Source organism: Kutzneria viridogrisea DSM 43870, assembly GCF_000525635.1.
Lineage (GTDB): Bacteria > Actinomycetota > Actinomycetes > Mycobacteriales > Pseudonocardiaceae > Kutzneria > Kutzneria viridogrisea.
Window position 1 is genome coordinate 6968622 of the sequence record NZ_CP007155.1, and the last position, 17558, is coordinate 6986179.

A 17558-nucleotide genomic window follows, 5' to 3' on the forward strand; every position below is an offset into this window, starting at 1 on the left:
TCCCTCAGAAGTGCGTGGGCCGGACTCCACGCCAGGCCTCGCGCTGCACCCGCTCGATCCGGTCCTCGCGCACTCCCGGCTCGGCGTCGAACAGCATCGTGCACCGCCTGACCGGCTCGAACGCGGCCCAGCCGGGGTTGCCGTCCCGGGCGAAAGCCACGACCCCGTCGAACACGCGCCTCGCGACGGCACGGGCCACGGCGAGATCGGCCTTGGGCGCCAACAGGTCCGGTTCGACCGAGTTGAAGGTGAACATCAAGTCGGCCGCGTGCACCGGTCCTGTCGGGCTGGCGTCGGCGTAGTCGAACCGGTACTGCCAGACGCGCGCGCCCGCGTTGTGCGCCGCCTCGGCCAGCCACACCGAGGGCATGACGGTGAAGCACGCGCTGAGCAGGTCCAGCTCCCAGTCCCGGTCGGACGGGGTGCTGTCCCGGTAGACCCGTTGCAACTGCGCCCACTTCGCCGTGCCGACCACTTCCTTCACGTGTTGAGGCAAGCCCTTCGCGAACAGCGGCAGGATCCTGGCGAGCACGTTCGACTCGTCCCGGCAGGTGCCGATCATGACGTCCACCTGACTGTCGAGCTGCTCCAGCGGGTGTGCGGGCACCACGCCGCCGTCCACGACCTGATGGAAGGGCTCACCGCCCAGCGCGGAGTCCTTGGCCACGGCGGCGGAGGCGGTGCGCAACTGCTCGGCGGTGACCGACTTCGGATCCGCACCGCCCAGCGCCTCGCGGACCGCCGCCGTGGTCTTCGCCGCCTGCTCCGGGGTGAACAGCGGGCGCGCTCCCCCGCTCTGCACGACCGCGCGGCGGAACAGCCCGCGCGCGGCGGGCATGCCCAGCAGGTAGCCGATGGACATGCCGCCCGCTGACTCCCCCATCACCGTCACGGCGTCCGGGTCCCCACCGAAGGCGGCGATGTTCTGCCGCACCCAGCGCAGGGCGGCGATCTGGTCGGTCAGGGCCAGGTTGCCCGAGCCCGGCCGGTCGGCCTGGTACAGGTAGCCGAAGGCGCCGAGCCGGTAGTTGATCGTGACGAACACCGTGTCGCCGAGGGCGGCGTACTGGGTGCCGTCGTAGTCGCTGCCCGCGCCGGAGACGAAGGCCCCGCCGTGGATCCACACGACCACCGGGCGGCGGCCGGTGGTGCCCGGGGACCACACGTTGAGGTACAGGCAGTCCTCGCTCTGCCTGGTGGCGGTGGACGGCCCGCCGGGGCCGAGCGCGATCTGCATGGCGGTTGGTCCGAACTCGGTGGCCGAGCGCACCCCCTGCCAGGGCTGCACCGGCCTGGCCGGGGCGAACCGCTCGGGCGGCTGCGCGTAGGGCACGCCCCGCCACACGCACACCCCGCCCTGGCGCAGGCCGCGCAGCCGACCCAGTGCGGTCCTGGCGATCACCTCCTCGGTGGCCGCCGCCGCACCCGCGCCGCCGCACAGGGTCAGCGAGGCGGCGGCGGTCAGCGCGAACACGCCACGTCTGGTCAACTCCACTGGGTCTCCCGCTCTCAGGCCGCGACGACGAAGTCGAAGTTGGCCGCGTAGTGGTTGTCGGACAGCACGCCCAGTGCGAGCGTGCACTTGCGGTTGAGGAACCGGTCGCGGGCGTTGAGCTGCGCGAAGTCCAGCCCGTACGCCGTGGTGGTGTCGGGGAAGAACAGCTGCGAGGTGAGCACCCTGCCGTTGGCGGGCTGCACCTTCACGTGGATGTGCGGGGTGCGGTGCGTACCCGCGTCCACGTAGTCCTTGGGCACGATCGTCTCCAGCGAGTACGTGCCGTCGGCCGGGGTGTACTGGTGCCCGCGCAGGGTGAACCCGGTGTTGTCGTAGACGCCCTTGTCATCGGCCTGCCAGAACTCCAGCAGCGCGCCGGGGACCGGCAGGCAGTGCTCGCTGTGCACGGTGCCGCGCAGGGTGAGCAGCACACCCGTGACACCCGCGGTGCGCAGGTCCGAGCGCAGCGGGGAGTTGCGCTTGAAGTACGGGCCCTCGATGTTGCCGGGGGTGTCGTCCCCGTCGGTGCAGGCCGGGGTCAGCGGCAGGCGGGCCGCCGGGCTCGAACCGGCCGACACGGCGGTGAGACCAGCGGCCAGCGCGGCGGCGGCACCGACCTTGAGCGCGGCGCGGCGTGTGGTGGGATCCATGCGGGGATTCCTCTCTGGACGACCGGGCAGGCGGCCCGGTACCAACACTGGCACCGGATCAGCGCGGCGCACCACTACGTCTCGGGCATAGGGCGGCTCTATGGCAGGCCCCGGCTAACCTGGTGCGATGGAGCTGGAGATCCGCCACCTGCGGTCGGTCCGGGCGATCGCGGAGGCGGGCTCGCTGACCGCCGCGGCCGCCGCGCTGGGGGTGTCCCAGCCCTCGCTGACCGTCCAGTTGAGACGGATCGAGTCGGCGGTCGGCGGGCAGTTGTTCCTGCGCGGCAAGAACGGCGCGGTGCCCACCGAGCTGGGCGAGTACGTGTTGTCCACCTGCGACGAGATCCTGGACCGGATGGCGGAGTTGCGCAGGCACGCCACCTGCCGTGCGGGCGGGGAGCGGATCCGGATCGGCGGCATGCCCGGCCCGCTGTTCGCGGCCAGCCTGGACCACCTGTGCCGCACCAGGGGCGCACCGCCGGTGGCCAGTTCCGTGCACTACAGCGGGATCGCGCTGATCAGGCTGCTGGACGAGCAGCGCCTGGACGGGGCGACGCTGGTGGGCTTCCCCTCGGCCCCTGCCAGCACCCTGCCGGAGGTGGCGGTGCGCACGGTGAGCGAGGGGCCGGTGTTCGTGATGCTGGCGCGGTCCCACCCGCTGGCCGCCCGCGAACGGCTGCACCTGGCGGAGCTGCGCGAGGAGAACTGGGTGCTGCCCCCGGCCACCGGGGACGGGGTGCGCGGGCACGTGCGCGCGGCCTGCGAGGCGGCCGGGTTCAGCCCGTGGGTGCCGCACGAGACCAGCGATCTGCACTCCGCGGGCGAGATCGTGGCGCACGGGCTGGGCGTGGGGCTGTTGCAGGCCACCGCCCCGGTGCCCGAGGGCGTGGTCGGCCGCGAGCTGATCGGGTCCCCGCTGCGGCTGAGCCAGCTGTTCGCCTGGCACACCGGCGGCCCGCTCGCACCGCTCGCCGAGGAACTGGTCACCGCACTGCGTCTGTCCTATGTGGATAGTGCGCTGGCGAGCCCGGTCTTCACGGCGTGGCTGCGGGAGAACTCCGTTGCCCGCTCACAGGTCGCCACGCCCTTCTAGCACCCCGTCCAGCAGGCACCGCATCGCCCAGCAGAAGGCGTCCTGCCCGCCAGCCACGTGCCAGCCGGGCAGCGGCCGCTGGCCGCCTTCGCGGTCGTGGCCCATCGGGTGCTCGTTGAGCAGGTAGCCCAGCAGCAGGTTGTACACCGCCTGGTAGGTGCGCATGGCCAGCGCCGGACCCATGCCCACCGCCGCGGAGCAGTCCAGGAGGCTGTCCACGAAGGGCACGGCGTTGCGGGAGGTGTGCTCCCCGTCGACGATCACCCGCGCGGCCCACCGGTGCCGGGACAGGTAGCCGTGCAGGCTCTGCCACAGCGCGGGCAGCCGCTCGCGGGGCGGCAGCGCGGGATCGGCCAGCGGGAAGCCCAGCGCGAGGTCGTCGGCGAGCAGCCCGAGCAGCTCGCGCCGGTCGGCGATGTGCCGGTACAGCGAGGCCTGGCCGGTGCCCAGCTCGCGGGCCACCTCGCGCAGGGTCAGGCTGTCCAGCCCGGTGGAGTCGGCGACCGAGCGGGCCGCCGCCACGATCAGGTCCCGGCTCAGGCGCGGTCTGTTCGCCTCTGGTGTCACCACGCGCACACCGTAGACGCCCCCCAGTTAGTTAGGGTAACCTAAACTTCAGCGAACGCGGTTCGCATCGATTCGAGGGGGATCCGATGATCGACTTGGCCGCGCGGCCGACCGTGCGCGGCGGCGCGCTGCTGACCGCGATGAGCGTGACCGTGCTGGCGTACTCGCTGACGCAGACGATGCTCGTGCCCACCACCACCGTGTTGCAGCACGCGCTGAACACCACCGCGACCTGGGCCGCCTGGGCCGTGCTCAGCGCGCCGCTGCTGGCCAGCGCCGTGCTGACCCCGCTGATCGGCAAGCTCGGCGACTTCCACGGCAAGCGCCGGGTGCTGCTCTGGGTGCTGGCCGTGTTCCTGCTCGGCACGCTGGGCGGGCTGGTGGCCTGGGACATCGGCTCGCTGATCGCGTTCCGCGCGGTGCAGGGCGTGAGCCTGGGCGTGCTGCCGCTGGTGTTCGGCATCGTCAAGGAATCGCTGCCCGCCGACCGGGTCACGCACGGCCTCGCGCTGACCTCGGGGCTGGTCGGCGGGGCGGCCGGGCTGGGCCTGGTCCTCGGCGGGCTGCTGGTGGACCTGCTGTCCTGGCGCTGGCTGTTCGCGGTCAGCGCGGTACTGGTGACCGCCGCACTGGTGCTCGTCGCGCGCAGTGTGCCGGAGAGCCCGCACCGGCCCGGCGGCCGGTTGGACGTACCCGGGGCCGTGCTGCTCGCCCTGGGCATCGGCGGCCTGCTGCTGGCGCTGCCCCTCGGCCCCACCCTGGGCTGGGGCTCGGCCTGGGTGCTTGGCCTGTTCGCGCTGGCGGTGCTGGGCCTTGCCGCGTTCCTCGTGGTGGAACGGCGCAGCACCAGCCCGCTGGTGGACCCCGAGGTGCTGGTCGACCGGCCGGTGCTGTGGATCCACCTGGCCGCGCTGTCGCTGGGGGCGGCCCAGTTCGTGCTGTACGTGCTGGTGCCCAAGATCGCGCAGACCGGGTTCGGCACCGGGGTCACGGTGGCCGGTCTGATCATGCTGCCGGGCACGCTGGTGATGCTGCCCGCGAGCTGGCTGGCGGTGCGCCTTGGCGAGCGGACCTCGCTGGCCGCCGGGCTGGGCTGCGTGGCGGCGGCGGCCGGGCTGCTCGCGCTGTGGAACGGACAGGTGTGGCACCTGGTGGTGTTCTACCTGGTCGCCAGCGTGGGGTTCGGCCTGGTCATGGCGGTGCTGCCCCGGCTGGTCACCGGCTCGGTGCCACACGACAGGGTGGCCACGGCCAACGGGGTGAACACCGTGGCCAGGACCGCGGGCGGGGCGGTGGGCAGCCAGCTGGCCGCCGCGATCCTGGTCTCCGGCGGGGGCTACCCGTTCGCGTTCGGGGCCGCCGCCCTGGTCGCGCTGGCCGGGGTGCTGCTCTCGTCCGGCGCGACCAGGGAGGGGCTAGCGGATCAGTAGCGGTAGTGGTCGGGCTTGAACGGCCCGGCCACGTCCACCCCGATGTACTCGGCCTGCTCCTTGGTGAGCGTGGTCAGCCGGGCGCCGACCGCGTCCAGGTGCAGCCGGGCCACCTTCTCGTCCAGGTGCTTGGGCAGCCGGTAGACCTGACGCTCGTAGCCGCGCACGTTGGTGAACAGCTCGATCTGCGCGATCACCTGGTTGGTGAAGGAGTTGGACATGACGAAGCTGGGGTGGCCGGTGGCGTTGCCCAGGTTCATCAGCCTGCCCTCGGACAGCACCAGGATCGCGTGCCCGTCGGGGAAGACCCACTCGTGCACCTGGGGCTTGATCTCGCGCTTGCGGATGCCAGGCACCTTGGCCAGACCGGCCATGTCGATCTCGTTGTCGAAGTGGCCCACGTTGCCCACGATGGCGTTGTGCTTCATCCGCGCCATGTGCTCGGCCATGATGATGTTGAAGTTGCCGGTGGTGGTGATGAAGATGTCGCCCTTCTCGACCACGTCCTCCAGCCGTACGACCTCCAGCCCCTCCATGGCGGCCTGCAACGCGCAGATCGGGTCAACCTCGGTGACCACCACGCGGGCGCCCTGGCCGCGCAGCGCGTCGGCGGCCCCCTTGCCCACGTCCCCGTAGCCGCAGACCACGGCCAGCTTGCCGCCGATCATCACGTCGGTGGCCCGGTTGAGGCCATCGGCCAGCGAGTGCCTGATGCCGTACTTGTTGTCGAACTTCGACTTGGTCACCGAGTCGTTGACGTTGATCGCCGGGAACAGCAGCTTGTCCTCGGCCGCGAGCCGGTAGAGCCGGTTGACCCCGGCCGTGGTCTCCTCGGTGACCCCGCGCATCTGCTCGGCGATGCGGGTGAACCGCTTCGGGTCCTCGGCCAGGCTGGCCGCCAGGGTGCGCAGCAGGATGCCGTACTCCTCGGGGTCGTTCTCCCCCGCGGAGGGCACCACGCCGGTTGCCTCGAACTCCACACCCTTGTGCAGCAGCACCGTGGCGTCCCCGCCGTCGTCGACGATCATGTTCGCCAGCTGGCCGTCGGGGAAGCGGAACACCTGGTCGGTGCACCACCAGTACTCCTCGAGGGTCTCGCCCTTCCAGGCGAACACCGGGGTGCCCGCGGGCTGCTCCGGGGTGCCCTCGCCGACGACCACCGCGGCGGCGGCCTCGTCCTGGGTGGAGAAGATGTTGCAGGACACCCAGCGCACCTGTGCGCCCAGCGCGACCAGGGTCTCGATCAGCACCGCGGTCTGCACGGTCATGTGCAGCGAGCCGACGATGCGCGCCCCCTTGAGTGGCTGGCTCTCGGCGTACTCGCGCCGGGTGGCCATCAGGCCCGGCATCTCGTGCTCCGCCAGCCGGATCTGGTCCCGGCCGAGCGCGGCCAGCCCCAGGTCGGCCACGGCGAACTCGACGCCGTTGGACTTCCGCAACTTGTCGCTCATGGTCCCTACCTCGTTTCCCGTGGTTGTCGGGGACGGGAGGTGCGAGGACGGCCGCGAACTGCCGCAAACACGCTGAAGGGCACCTCCCGTGTGGGAGGCGCCCTTGAGTGGTGAACGCAGACCCGAGCGTGGCGGACATGTGGTCCGTCGCAGCGCCTCTCGGGTCTGGCCGCGCCGTGTCGGCGCGGGGCCGAGCATCGCACCCGCGTTCGCCGGGTGTCAACGGGTTCAGGGCAGGACGCGGGACATCCAGGTGGACTTCTCCACCGCGAATCCGTGCCGTGAATAGAACGCCCGCACGCGCTCGTTGTGCTCCTCTGTTTCGAGGAAGACCGCACGTGCTCCGCGGGCGGAAGCTTCCCGCAAAACGCGGTTCAACAGCGCAGATCCCGCGCCCGAGGCGCGGTCGCGCACGTAGATTTCGTCGAGCAGGGCCTCACGCCCGCCGGACTCCAGACTCCACGACCAGGTCATCACGGCATAGCCCGCCGCGGATCGGTCACGGTTGTCCAGGAGTAGCCAAACCTGACCGTGTTCGTCACCGTCGAGCAACGGGCCAAGACCCCGCAGCACGGTGCTCCGGTCGAACTCGTGCCGGTCGATCTCGTAGAACTCGCCGACGAGCACGAGCAGGTCTTCCAGGTCACCGGGAACCGCCCGGCGAATCGGTGCAGCGGTGCACGAGCCGACGGAGGTCGGTCCGTCGGCCCGTGTTACCACTTCAGGAACCGTGCGCGGCCTGGAACCGGGTGACCAGTTCCTGCGGGATACGACCGCGGTCGGAGATGGTCTCTCCCTGGCTGCGGGCCCACTCCCGAATGGCCTGGTTCTGCGCGCGGTCGCCACCTGCGCGGACAGCGGTCCTGGTCGCGCCCGCACGCTGCTTGCGGCCACCGAGGCGCTGCGCCTTCTCGACAAACGGCGCCAAGTTCCCGCGGAGCTTGGCGGCGTTGTCGTCGGACAGGTCAATGGTGTACTCCACGCCGTCCAGCGCGAACGACACGCTCTCGTTCGCCTCACTGCCGTCGACGTCGTCGATGAGCTGAACGATCGTCTTCTGCGCCATGAACCTTCTCCGTCTTCTCCTGCAATCACGGGGCACTCGGCCGAGTGGCCCAACACCCACTTCACCAGCAGCGAAAACCCGTTCGGGCAGAAGTTTTGCGGGTCCGCCTCGGTGATTGCACCGCCAATACCACCGGTGAGAATACTCGATTCGGCCCGTGACGCAAGCGACGATACGAAACGGGAGCGCGAGCGGGCACCCCCCACCGATCGTGTGACATGGATTACGATGACTGAACCAGGGCATCAAGGAAAATCAGTGTTCACCCCAGCCAAGGTCACGACGCGGAGTGAACAGTTGACCCGCCGTGCACGTCCCCCGGTCGGGTGCGTCAAGAGTTGCGGAAATGTGCCGAGTAGAGCTCAGCACGTCCACAAAGGCGGCCTTTCGGGCGCATGGGGATCACCGTCCTGGACGCTCATCAGGAAACACTCCGGCACGCTGCGGGGCCTCCAGCCGATCCGCGCAGTCGGCGAGCCAGCGCAGGACGAGCTCCCGTTCGCCGGGACCGGCCTGCTCGCGGAGCAGGTCCTCGCACTGCTGCACGGCCCGCGCCGCGGCGTTCAGGCGACGGCGCCCCTCCTCGGTCAACCGGGTGGACCGCGCCCGCCCCTCGACCGGGGTGCCCTGCCTGGTGAGCAGGCCCAGTTCCGCCAGGGTGGTCACGATCCTGATCATCGTCGGCGGGGTGACGAACGCGCGCCGGGCCAGTTCCGCGTTGGAGATGCCCGGCTGGTCGGCCAGCAGGGCCAGTACCGCGTACTGCGGGGTGGTCAGTCCGTAGCGCGCCAGCCCGGCGTCCATGCGCGAGCGCAGCGCCTGCTGCAACCGCTTCAGCGCGAAGCCCATCGACTGGCCGGGGTCCACGTGCGAGTCCACGCCAAACATGTTAGCGTGCTAATTACATATTAGGACGCTAACATGGAGGCGGCCCGTGACCACCATCCAGGCCGACGCACCCGTGGCCACACTGATCAACGTGTTCACCGTCGAACCGGCCCGCCAGGCCGAATTGGTCGCCGCGCTGAACCAGGCCACCGAGCAGTTGTTCGTGGGCATCCCGGGTTTCGTCTCGGCCAACATCCACGCGAGCCTCGACGGCGCGCGGGTGGTCAACTACGCGCAGTGGGCCAGCCCCGAGCACTTCCAGGCGATGCTCCAGCGGCCCGACGCCCAGCAACACATGGGCGAGATCATGCGGATCGCCGACAACACCGAGCCAAGGCTGTTCATCGTGTGCGCCACCCACTCGGTCAGCGCAGCGACAACTCCGCCCGCAGGCCGCTGACGACCACCCGGATCCCGGTGGCGAACGCCCGCTCGCGGTGCTCCTCGGACAGGGTCACCAGCTGGCGGGCCTGCTCCTCCAGGGTGTAGCCGTTGACGTAGCTGGTGAGCGCGTCCGCGGCGAACCCCGCCTGCTCCGGCTGCGCTCCCCCGCCGATCAGCAGGTCGATCAGCCGCGCGTGCGCCGTGCGGGCCGTCGCCACCGGCCTGGCCATCGTGGCCACCAGCCGGGCGCCGTCCCGGTGCGCGAGCATCGCCGCCCGCAGCGCCCCGCCGAAGGCCGCCACCCCGTGCGCCCACTGCCCGGTCGCCCCGAGGTCCAGGTCCAGCAGCGGCAGCAGCACCCGCCCCGCGAGCTCGTCCAGCAGCGCCTGCTTGTTGGGGAAGTGCCAGTACAGGGCGCCGGCCCGCACACCGAGGCGCGCCGCGAGCCTGCGCGTGCTCAGCTCGTCCACGCCCACCTCGTCCAGCAACCCGGTCGCCGCGTCCAGGATCTCCGCCTGACTCAGTGCCACGCCCACCTCCCCCGCGTGTCGTGCGTTCCGGTACCGCGTGTCGGCGCTTCCGGTACGCCGTGTTGGGCCGACACACCGTACGGGAAACGCCGACACGCGGCGGGTGGTGGTCAGAGCAGGTGGGTCATCGCCTCGGCCACGGCGCGGACGGGGTCGCCACGCAGGACACCGGCGTGATCGGTCGCGACGCGCAGCCGTCGCACCGAGCCGACACGCGCCGCCCACTGGTCGACCTGGGCGTCCACGAGGTCGGCGGCCACCACGAGCGCCGGTGCGGGCACGCCGCCGCTGGGCACGTAGTCCGACACGGCCTGGGCGTGCCGCCGGTAGGTGGCCCACTGCTGGGCGAGCACGGTGGCCGACACCTCCCGTCCGTCGGCGGCGAGCCAGGCCGCCAGCGCGGCGACCCGGAGTGAGTCGCCACCACGCACGCGCGGCAGGCCGCCGCCGAACGCCCCGGTCGCGAACGCCTCGAAGCGCAGTGAGTCGGTGTCGGCGCCGAAGTCGTAACCCACCGGGGGCGCGGAGTCGATCAGCACGAGCGGGACCGGCACGGGGTAGCCCCTGGCCAGCTCGAACGCGATCTGGCCGCCCATGGACCAGCCGCCGAGCAGATCGGGCCGGGCCCCGGCGGCGTCCAGATCGGCGCGGTAGGCCGCGGCCATCTCGGCCACCGACCCGAACGGGCGCCGCTCCTGGGATGCGGTGACCCGCCAGTGCGCGGGCAGGGCCGCCAGCAGTGCGCGGTAGTCGTGCGGACCGCCGCCCGCGCCGGGCAGCAGGTGCAGGTGCGGGCCGCCGTCCACGCTCTCGCGCAGCACCACCAGCGTGCTGGCGTCCTGGCCGCCCGCGGTGCTGGCGACCTGCTCCACGAGCCGCCGCGGGGTGGGTTCGGCCAGCCACCGCACCAGGTCCAGCTCGGTACCGGTCTCCTCGCGCACGGCCGAGGCCAGTTGCAGCACCTTGAGCGAACGCCCGCCCTGCGCGAAGAAGTCCTCGTCGGGCTCGGCGGGCGGCTCACCCAGCACCTGCTCCCACACCCGTGAGACCTGCTCGGCCGCCGCGGACTCGGGCAGCGCGGCCCCAGTGGTCACCGGCTTGGCCTGGTGGTCGACGTAGCCCGCGACCGAGCGCGTGCCCAGGTCCAGTTCGGACACCGCGGTCGCGCCGGGTGCGGACAGCACAGTGTCGATGTCCTCCATGAGCCGCAGCACGGTTTCCCGGTCGTAACGGCCGGTGTTGTACTCGATCTCGGTCATGAACCCGTCAGGGGTTTCCCACATCGCCACGGCGATATCCGCGCGTGCCGCCCGGTTCGGCGAGCGGTGCAGTTGCATCGGAACGTCACCGAGGGACAGCCCGTTGCCGATCGGGCCCAGGTAGTTCAGCAGCAGCGGGGCCGAATCGCGCAACATCGCCTGCGCGGACTCGGTCAGCGCCCCGAACACCGCCGGGTAGGGCACGGTCTGGTGCGCGAGCATGGTCCACATCGCGTCCCGCGCGCGGCCCACCACGTCCAGCACCGTGTCGGCCCCGGTCACCGTGGCGCGGGCGATGCACAGGTTGGCCGTGTAACCCATGAGTTCCTGGTCGCGCTGGGACATGCGGTTGGCCACCACCACACCCAGCGCCACGTCCTCCCCCGCACCGCCGCGTGCCAACACGATCTGCAAAGCCGCCAGCGCGACCACGAAGGGCGTGGCGAACGTGGCCTTGGTCAGCTCGCCGACCCCGGCCACCGCCTCGTCGCTGAGCGCGTAGCGCAGGGTCGTGCCCGGAGCCCCGGTCCCGGCCAGGTTGTGCCGGTCCGCGGCGACAGTCGTGGACACCGCGCCGTCCAAGGTCTTGCGCCAGTGGTCCAGGCTCGCCTGCCACTTGCCCGCGTCGCGGGCCTGTGCGCACTCCTGGGCGTACGCGCTGAACGGCACGGCCTCGGTCGCGAACTCCGGCTTGCGCCCCTGGCAGGCCGCCTCGTAGGCCGAGGACAGCTCGCTGACCAGCAACTGGTTCGCCCAGCCGTCGAGCACCACGTGGTGCACCGTCAGCAGCAGCTCGTGCACCTCGCCGACCCGCACCACGGTGAGCTGCGCCAGCGGGGCCTGGTCCAGGTGCATCGCCTGCTCCTGGATCTCCTCGGCGATCAGCCTCAGCAGCTCCGGCGTGGCCTCGTCCACCTCGACCAGCTGCACCTGCACGGCCAGTTCCGGCCGCACCACGAGTTCGATCACGCCCTCGCGCTGCACCACCGAGGTCCGCAACGCCTCGTGCCGGTCCACCACCGCCTGCCAGGCGAGGCCGAGCGCCTCGAGGTCTGGGGCCTTGTCGCAGCCCAGCCGCCAGGTGAGGTTGTAGACGGACTTGTTCTTCGCCCGCTGGTGCACCCACCAGAGGGCCTCCTGCATGGCAGTCGCCGCGGTCATCGGGCGACCGCCACGAACTGGTCGGTGAGCAGCTTGCGGTCCACCTTGCCGACCGTGGTCAGCGGGATCTCCTCGCGGTGGTGGTAGCCGCGCGGGTGCATGTAGGTGGGCAGGCCCTCGACCAGTCCGGCGAACTCCGCGTCGCTGACCTTGCCCCCGGTGTAGACCGCGTACAGGTCGATCTCCCCGTCCGCGCCCCTGATCGTGAGCACCACGACCTCGGCGATGGCCGGGTGCCTGCGCAGCACCGACTCGATCTCGCCCAGCTCCACCCGGTTGCCGCGCACCTTGACCTGCTCGTCGATCCGTCCCAAGTGGACCAACGTGCCGTGCTCGCGGCGCACCCGGTCGCCCGTGCGGTACCAGTGCTTCTCGGTCAGCGGGGCGCCGCCGGTGAACAGCTCGCCCTGCACCCCGTCGAAGGAGACGAACCGGCCCGCGTTCTCGGCCGGGTCCAGGTAGCCGGGGAAGCGCTGCGGGCCGCGCACGCACAGCTCCCCGTCGTCCACCGGGCGCAGGTTCGCGTCCAGCAGCACGCTCTCCATGTGCGGGTACACGTCCCCGATCGGGATCGTGCGGTTGGAGGTCTCCTGCTGGCTGCCGTCCAGCGGCACCTCGTAGCCGGTGACGGTCACCGTGGTCTCGGTGGGCCCGTAGCAGTTGAGGATCCGCGTGCTGGGTGCCGCCGCCGACCAGGCCTCGGCCTGCTCCATGGTCAGCGCCTCGCCGCCGAACATGCTGCCGGTCAGGGTGGGCATGCTGCCCGGGGCCAGCGCGCGCAGCCTGGTGGCGAAGGAGATCAGCGAGGGCACCGACATCCAGTGCGTCAACTGCTTGGCCTTGACGAACTTCACCGGGGTGAACACGTCCCCGTGCTGGGCGACGCACAGCGCGCCGCCGGAGCCCCAGGTGCCGAAGATCTCCACGATGGAGCCGTCGAAGGACATCTCGAAGGTCTGCGAGACCCGGCTGGTGGGCAGCAGGGTGTAGCGCTCGATCACCTCGGCCAGAAACGCGTCCACATTGGACTGTGTGGTGGGCACGCCCTTGGGCTTGCCGGTGGTGCCGCTGGTGAAGATGATGTACGCCACGTCCTCGGCCCCGCGCGGCACGACCTCGGTCTCCTTGTACTCACGGCTGGGCGAGGTCAGCTCGCGCACCCGGTCCCCGGTCAGGTCCAGCAGGGCGATGCCGCAGTCGCGCCGGTACTCGGCCAGCCCGTCGCCCGAGGTGTCGTCCACCAGGGTCAGGTCCAGCTCGGCCTCGGTGGTGATCGTCAGGTTGCGCACGGCGGGGGCGGCCGAGTTCAGCGGTACGCAGGCGGCGCCGAGTCGTTGCGCGGCAAGGTATCCGACGTACCCGGCGAGGCTGCGCGAGGTGAGCAGGCCGACCCTGGTCGGGGTGCGGCCCAGCACCTCCACCATGGCCCCGGACAGGCGTTCCACCGCTGCCCTGAGCTCCGCGTAGGTCAGCGACTGGGTGCTCACCTCGATCGCGGTGTTGTCCGGGTGCTGCGTCGCGGAGTTGAGGAACCAGTCATAGAGGGTGCGGGTGGGCATGGCAGGTCCTTCCGGATCACGGGTGGAGATCGGCGTGTGGTGTGACACGGCGTGGTAGGCGGGGGCGGGTGGGGTTTCCAGTGCCAGCAGGTGGTTCAGCGTGGTGCGCACGAGCGTGGCCCTGGGCCGTCCGCGCGAGGCCGACTCCACGGCGAAGCGCAGGGCCTTGGGCAGGCTGGCCCAGGCCTGGGCGGCGGACTCGTGCCGGGCCGCCCCGGCGAGGTCACCGAGCACGCCCGCGCGCTCACCGAGCCAGCGGTGCCGGAACACGTGGTGTTGGGCGGCGGCCCACAGGTCGTCCAGCAGCGGACCGCTCTCGGCCAGGCGCCGCTCCAGGTGGCCGATGAGGAAGGGCAGCACCTGGTCGCAGCCGGTGAGCCAGTTGCCGGGCAACGGGTCCTCGGCCTGCCGCGTGGCCTGGACCCGGCCCAGCCAGGTCAGCCCCGATCCGGCAACGGGCACGGGCAGTCCGAAGGCGAGTTCGTTGCGGCGCAACTGTTCTGGCGCCCAGTCGCGCGGGGCGAGGGCCGCCAGCAAGGACTCGGTGGACAGCCAGCCGGTGAACGGGTGCTGTTCCCCGGCCGGCAGCAGCCCGCTGAACGGGTCCACCACGTGCCACTTGTCCTCCTCCCTGGTGGACAGCAGCAGCCAGTGCGGAGCGCTCGGCCCGACCCCGTAGGAGGGCGACCAGGGCAGTTCGGCGTTGTCCACCACCACGATCACACGTCCGTGCCTGCTCAGCTCGGCGGTGATCGCGGCGAGGGCGCGCTGCGGGTCGGCCTCGGCGGCGTAGTGCAGCTGATCACCGTTGGGCAGCCGGTTGAGCGGGAACCTGTGGTGGGAGAAGGCCAGCGCCCCCTCGGGCAGGTCGATGCGCACGGCCAGCCTGATCGAGTTCGCCAGCAACTCGGCGGCGTCGACCGGCTCACCGTCCAGGTAGCCCGCGAGGCTGCCGGTGTAACAGCTCAGCCCGGCCAGTTCTGGTTGCGGCGCCGCGGTCATCCGCCCACCTGCCGGTAGGCGCAGCTGAGCGGGATCGGCGCCCTGTCGCGCAGGCTGCGCCAGTGGTAGTCGCCCCAGCGACCGGCCGTGCCGCCGACCTCGACGGGGACCGTCCACGGACGACCGGCCAGCCCGGTGCCCTCTGCCTTCACGCATGCCTCCTGCACGCTCCAGATCCAGGCGAACTCGTGATCGCGGCGCTCACCGGGCATGGCCGCAAGCTCGGCACGCGCCCTGGGGCCGCAACAGCGGTTGATCAGCGACAGGTCCGTGCCCTGCACCGGCACCTGCACGTCCACCCCGACCCGCGCGCCCTGCCCCACCGCCACGGCCGCGGCCACCCAACCGTCCTCATGGGACAGACTGACGGCGAGGTCCGGCCGCCCAAGCAGGAACGGGCGACCGGCCTCGTCGGCGGACAGGCTCGCCCGCGCCGCCGCCAGGTCGGCGAGCTCGGTGAGCAGTCCGCGCAGCAGGGCCCTGGCGGCCAGGTACTCGCGTTGGCGCCACGCGGCCTGTTCCGCCCCTGCCCTGCGGTCTTCTTCGGTGGCAAGGCGAGTACTGGTCTCCGTCACCCTGGCGAAGGCCAGCTTGACGGTGTCGGCGACCCAGGTGCTGCTCATCCGGCCCGCAGCCCCAACAGGTCGTGGGCGTGCTCGGCGATGCCCGCGAGCATCGCGCCGGAAGCACCGCCCGCGATGCCGAACATGCCGATCTCCGCCCGCAGCTGGGCGAGCCCGCCCTCGGCGAACGCCTCGGCACCGGCCAACTGCGCGCACTCGGTGAGCACCAGGTCCAGGCTCTCGGCCACGGAGACCTTGAGCACCATGCTGCCCAGCAGGGACCACTGCTCGACCTGCGCGCACATCGCCTCGATGCGGCGGGTCTCCACCAGGCAGCGCGCGAAGCGGTGCCGGATCGCCTCGTTCGTCCACATGGGACGCCCGCCCAACTGCCGCTCGCACAGGGACTTCAGCGTGTCGGCAAGCACCCGGCGGCACATCGCCGCGGCCCACAGCCCACCGGCGAGCCGTTCGGTGGTGACATGTCGTCCGAAGGACACCATGCCCCGGCCGACCCCGCCCACCACGTGCTCGCGGTCCAGCCGGACCTGGTCGAACTCCAGGTGGCCGACCCCGGACCCGGCGAACAGCCCGCCACTGGCCGGTTCCACGCGCACACCGGGTGCCGTCACCGGGACGAGCACCCACAGGAAGCTCGTGAAGTGGTCGGCAGGCCGGTGCCTGGCGAGCACCAGCACGTGGTCGGCGGTGCAGGCGTTGGTGATCCACCGCTTGGCACCGGTGAGGACCAGGTGGTCCTCGGCGAGCTCGGCCTTGGTGCCCAACGAGGTCAGGTCGGACCCGGCCGCGGCGGCGTCGGTCGCGGCGAGCGCGAGCACGGCCGCACCGGACAGCGCGGACTCGTACACCTTGGCGGCGGCACCCGTTTCCCCGCGCAGGATCGGCAGGATCGTGGCGAGCTGCACGCAGGCAGAGAGCACGACGCCAACCGGGTGCTCGCGGTCCAGCTCGGCGAGCAGGCCGCCCAACTGCTCGCGCGACGGGCCCTCGGCGAACAGGGCGCGCAGCACGCCCCGTTCGCCGAGGGAGCGCCACAGCTCGCGGGCCTGCTCAGACAAGGCGCACCTGCTGGTCCAGGAGGGACAACGTGCCGTTGGCCAGGTACAGCCGCTGGTTGCCGTAGTTGAGCGAGGCCGAGCGCAGGTCGCGGAACGCCTGCTCCAGGCGCAGCGGGGAGCCGGTCAGGTAGCCGTGCCGCAGGCCGACCAGCTCGATCAGCTCGTCCACGGCGGTGAAGCACTGCTCGGCGGCGGTGATCTTCAGCGTGTTGAGCAGTAGCTGCACGGGCGGTTGGGTCAGGTCCTCAGTGGACTCAACCACGCGCGATGTGTTGCGCAGCAACGAGTGCACGGTGTCGATCCGACCACGCACCTTGGCGAGGCCGGTCAGCAACAGCTCGGAGGTCGTGTCGAACTGCTTGCGGCCGGACTCGCCGCGCAGGAACTGCACCACGCGGGACAGCGCACCAGCCGCCGTGCCGAGCCAGGCCGCCGACCAACCCAGGTGGGCCAGCGGTCCGAAGGTGCCGGTGACGATCTCGCGGAACCCGCCGGGCTCGCCGACCAGGTTGCGCACCGGGACCTGGCCGGTCAGCCGCATCGGCACGCTGCGGGTGGCCCGCATACCCAGGGGCTGCCAACCACCGAGCACCTCAACGTCCACTTCGGACCGTTCCGCGTAGACCAGGGAGACCTGGCTGGGCGAGGTGGCGTCCGGGGCGAGCACCGTGACCAGGTAGGCGTCGGCGTGCGGGCCACCGGTGACGATCGGCGCGTCGCGGTCGATCTTGAGGTGGCTGCCGTCGCTGTGCACGACCGACTCGGAGCTGAGCAGGTGGCCGCCCTTGCCCCGCTCGGTGGTGACCGAGGCGAGGTACAGCTCACCGCGGGCCAGCCGGGGCAGCACCTGCGCCGCCAGCTCGGGATTGGCGTGCCGCACCAGGGCAAGCGCCTGCTGGCAGTGCATGGTGAAGATCATCGCCACGGACATGTCCTCGCGGGCCAGCCGCAGGGTCAGGTCCAGCACCTCGGTGACCGAGCCGCCACCGCCGCCGTGCTCGGTCGGCACAACGAAGCCCAGCATTCCGTTGGCGCGCATGGCATCCAGCGCCTCGACCGGGAACGAGGCCTCACGGTCGGTACGCGCGGCGTGCTCGGCGGTCACCGCGAACAGCTCGTCCAGGTTCACGACGCCTCCTGTGCGGCCGGGCGCACCGACTCGATGGCCGCCCAGAGGCTGCCCACGGTGGCGAAGGTGTCGTCGGTGAGCAGCTCGTCGGGCAGGGACACGTGGTAGGCGTCCTCCACCGCGAACAGCAGCTGGATGGACTGCATCGAGTCCAGGCCCAGGTCGCGCAACCGGGACTCACCGGTGATCTCCTGACCGCCCGCGTACTTCAGGAACGGCTGGAGCACGGCGGGGAAGTTGGCATCCACGGCT

At 71.5% G+C, this 17558-nt stretch carries 17 protein-coding genes and 1 riboswitch; of the genes, 3 read left to right on the forward strand and 14 right to left on the reverse strand.

Annotated features, from left to right (window positions below; genetic code table 11):
* Window positions 1-4: 4 nt before the first annotated feature.
* Window positions 5-1495, reverse strand: coding sequence for a carboxylesterase/lipase family protein (locus tag KALB_RS30515; RefSeq protein WP_158510848.1), 1491 nt, complete (start codon window positions 1493-1495; stop codon window positions 5-7).
* A gap of 14 nt (window positions 1496-1509) precedes the next feature.
* Complete coding sequence (locus tag KALB_RS30520) at window positions 1510-2145, reverse strand: dioxygenase family protein (RefSeq protein ID WP_025359472.1); 636 nt, start codon at window positions 2143-2145, stop codon at window positions 1510-1512.
* A 127-nt stretch (window positions 2146-2272) separates the two neighbouring features.
* On the opposite strand from KALB_RS30520, the gene KALB_RS30525 reads away from it, so the two are divergent.
* The gene (locus KALB_RS30525; RefSeq protein ID WP_025359473.1) at window positions 2273-3238 is read left to right on the forward strand and encodes a LysR family transcriptional regulator; all 966 of its coding nucleotides are present in this window, start codon (window positions 2273-2275) and stop codon (window positions 3236-3238) included.
* Here the strand turns inward: KALB_RS30525 and KALB_RS30530 are convergent.
* Window positions 3215-3808 carry a TetR/AcrR family transcriptional regulator gene (locus KALB_RS30530; protein ID WP_025359474.1) on the reverse strand — a complete coding sequence of 198 codons (594 nt, stop codon included), beginning with the start codon at window positions 3806-3808 and terminating at the stop codon, window positions 3215-3217. The two genes, KALB_RS30525 and KALB_RS30530, sit on opposite strands and share 24 nt — an antisense overlap.
* 83 nt (window positions 3809-3891) lie before the next feature.
* On the opposite strand from KALB_RS30530, the gene KALB_RS30535 reads away from it, so the two are divergent.
* On the forward strand, window positions 3892-5235 hold the full coding sequence (locus tag KALB_RS30535; RefSeq protein ID WP_025359475.1) for an MFS transporter: 1344 nt from the start codon (window positions 3892-3894) through the stop codon (window positions 5233-5235).
* On the opposite strand, the gene ahcY is transcribed toward KALB_RS30535, so the two are convergent.
* From ahcY to KALB_RS30555, 4 genes are all read right to left on the reverse strand, one after another.
* Complete coding sequence (ahcY, locus tag KALB_RS30540; protein ID WP_025359476.1) at window positions 5229-6686, reverse strand: adenosylhomocysteinase; 1458 nt, start codon at window positions 6684-6686, stop codon at window positions 5229-5231. The two genes, KALB_RS30535 and ahcY, sit on opposite strands and share 7 nt — an antisense overlap.
* An 89-nt stretch (window positions 6687-6775) precedes the next feature.
* Window positions 6776-6853: riboswitch (S-adenosyl-L-homocysteine riboswitch) on the reverse strand.
* A gap of 61 nt (window positions 6854-6914) precedes the next feature.
* Window positions 6915-7313 (reverse strand): GNAT family N-acetyltransferase, encoded by a 399-nt coding sequence (locus KALB_RS30545; protein ID WP_236650059.1) that lies wholly within the window; start codon window positions 7311-7313, stop codon window positions 6915-6917.
* A 94-nt stretch (window positions 7314-7407) separates the two neighbouring features.
* Window positions 7408-7752, reverse strand: a complete 345-nt coding sequence (locus tag KALB_RS30550; protein WP_025359478.1) for a histone-like nucleoid-structuring protein Lsr2 — start codon at window positions 7750-7752, stop codon at window positions 7408-7410.
* A gap of 402 nt (window positions 7753-8154) precedes the next feature.
* Window positions 8155-8631, reverse strand: a complete 477-nt coding sequence (locus KALB_RS30555) for a MarR family winged helix-turn-helix transcriptional regulator (protein ID WP_201771839.1) — start codon at window positions 8629-8631, stop codon at window positions 8155-8157.
* Between the two features lie 55 nt (window positions 8632-8686).
* Between KALB_RS30555 and KALB_RS30560 the strand changes: the two genes are divergently transcribed.
* Entirely contained in the window at window positions 8687-9040 is a 354-nt protein-coding gene (locus tag KALB_RS30560) for an antibiotic biosynthesis monooxygenase family protein (protein WP_025359480.1), read from the forward strand.
* Here the strand turns inward: KALB_RS30560 and KALB_RS47850 are convergent.
* From KALB_RS47850 to KALB_RS48790, 7 genes are all read right to left on the reverse strand, one after another.
* A complete protein-coding gene (locus tag KALB_RS47850; RefSeq protein ID WP_025359481.1) occupies window positions 9006-9554 on the reverse strand; it encodes a TetR family transcriptional regulator in 549 nt (182 codons plus the stop codon). The genes KALB_RS30560 and KALB_RS47850 overlap by 35 nt on opposite strands.
* A gap of 110 nt (window positions 9555-9664) precedes the next feature.
* On the reverse strand, window positions 9665-11974 hold the full coding sequence (locus KALB_RS30570; RefSeq protein ID WP_025359482.1) for a condensation domain-containing protein: 2310 nt from the start codon (window positions 11972-11974) through the stop codon (window positions 9665-9667).
* Window positions 11971-14535, reverse strand: coding sequence for an AMP-binding protein (locus KALB_RS48785; RefSeq protein WP_201771840.1), 2565 nt, complete (start codon window positions 14533-14535; stop codon window positions 11971-11973). Before KALB_RS48785 ends, KALB_RS30570 begins: the two co-directional genes overlap by 4 nt.
* Entirely contained in the window at window positions 14532-15158 is a 627-nt protein-coding gene (locus tag KALB_RS30580; RefSeq protein WP_025359484.1) for a 4'-phosphopantetheinyl transferase family protein, read from the reverse strand. The genes KALB_RS48785 and KALB_RS30580 overlap by 4 nt, the downstream gene beginning before the upstream one ends.
* Window positions 15155-16177, reverse strand: coding sequence for an acyl-CoA dehydrogenase family protein (locus KALB_RS30585; protein ID WP_025359485.1), 1023 nt, complete (start codon window positions 16175-16177; stop codon window positions 15155-15157). The genes KALB_RS30580 and KALB_RS30585 overlap by 4 nt, the downstream gene beginning before the upstream one ends.
* Window positions 16170-17306, reverse strand: coding sequence for an acyl-CoA dehydrogenase family protein (locus KALB_RS30590; RefSeq protein ID WP_025359486.1), 1137 nt, complete (start codon window positions 17304-17306; stop codon window positions 16170-16172). The genes KALB_RS30585 and KALB_RS30590 overlap by 8 nt, the downstream gene beginning before the upstream one ends.
* Complete coding sequence (locus KALB_RS48790) at window positions 17303-17554, reverse strand: phosphopantetheine-binding protein (protein ID WP_025359487.1); 252 nt, start codon at window positions 17552-17554, stop codon at window positions 17303-17305. The genes KALB_RS30590 and KALB_RS48790 overlap by 4 nt, the downstream gene beginning before the upstream one ends.
* Window positions 17555-17558 lie beyond the last annotated feature (4 nt).

Excerpts from the sequence above, each read along its gene's own strand:
- KALB_RS30580 (WP_025359484.1), bottom strand. The coding sequence starts at position 15,158 with ATGAGCAGCACCTGGGTCGCCGACACCGTCAAGCTGGCCTTCGCCAGG.
- KALB_RS30520 (WP_025359472.1), bottom strand. The coding sequence starts at position 2,145 with ATGGATCCCACCACACGCCGCGCCGCGCTCAAGGTCGGTGCCGCCGCC.
- KALB_RS30550 (WP_025359478.1), bottom strand. The coding sequence starts at position 7,752 with ATGGCGCAGAAGACGATCGTTCAGCTCATCGACGACGTCGACGGCAGT.
- ahcY (WP_025359476.1), bottom strand. The coding sequence starts at position 6,686 with ATGAGCGACAAGTTGCGGAAGTCCAACGGCGTCGAGTTCGCCGTGGCC.
- KALB_RS30570 (WP_025359482.1), bottom strand. The coding sequence starts at position 11,974 with ATGACCGCGGCGACTGCCATGCAGGAGGCCCTCTGGTGGGTGCACCAG.
- KALB_RS48785 (WP_201771840.1), bottom strand. The coding sequence starts at position 14,535 with ATGACCGCGGCGCCGCAACCAGAACTGGCCGGGCTGAGCTGTTACACC.
- KALB_RS30525 (WP_025359473.1), top strand. The coding sequence starts at position 2,273 with ATGGAGCTGGAGATCCGCCACCTGCGGTCGGTCCGGGCGATCGCGGAG.
- KALB_RS30535 (WP_025359475.1), top strand. The coding sequence starts at position 3,892 with ATGATCGACTTGGCCGCGCGGCCGACCGTGCGCGGCGGCGCGCTGCTG.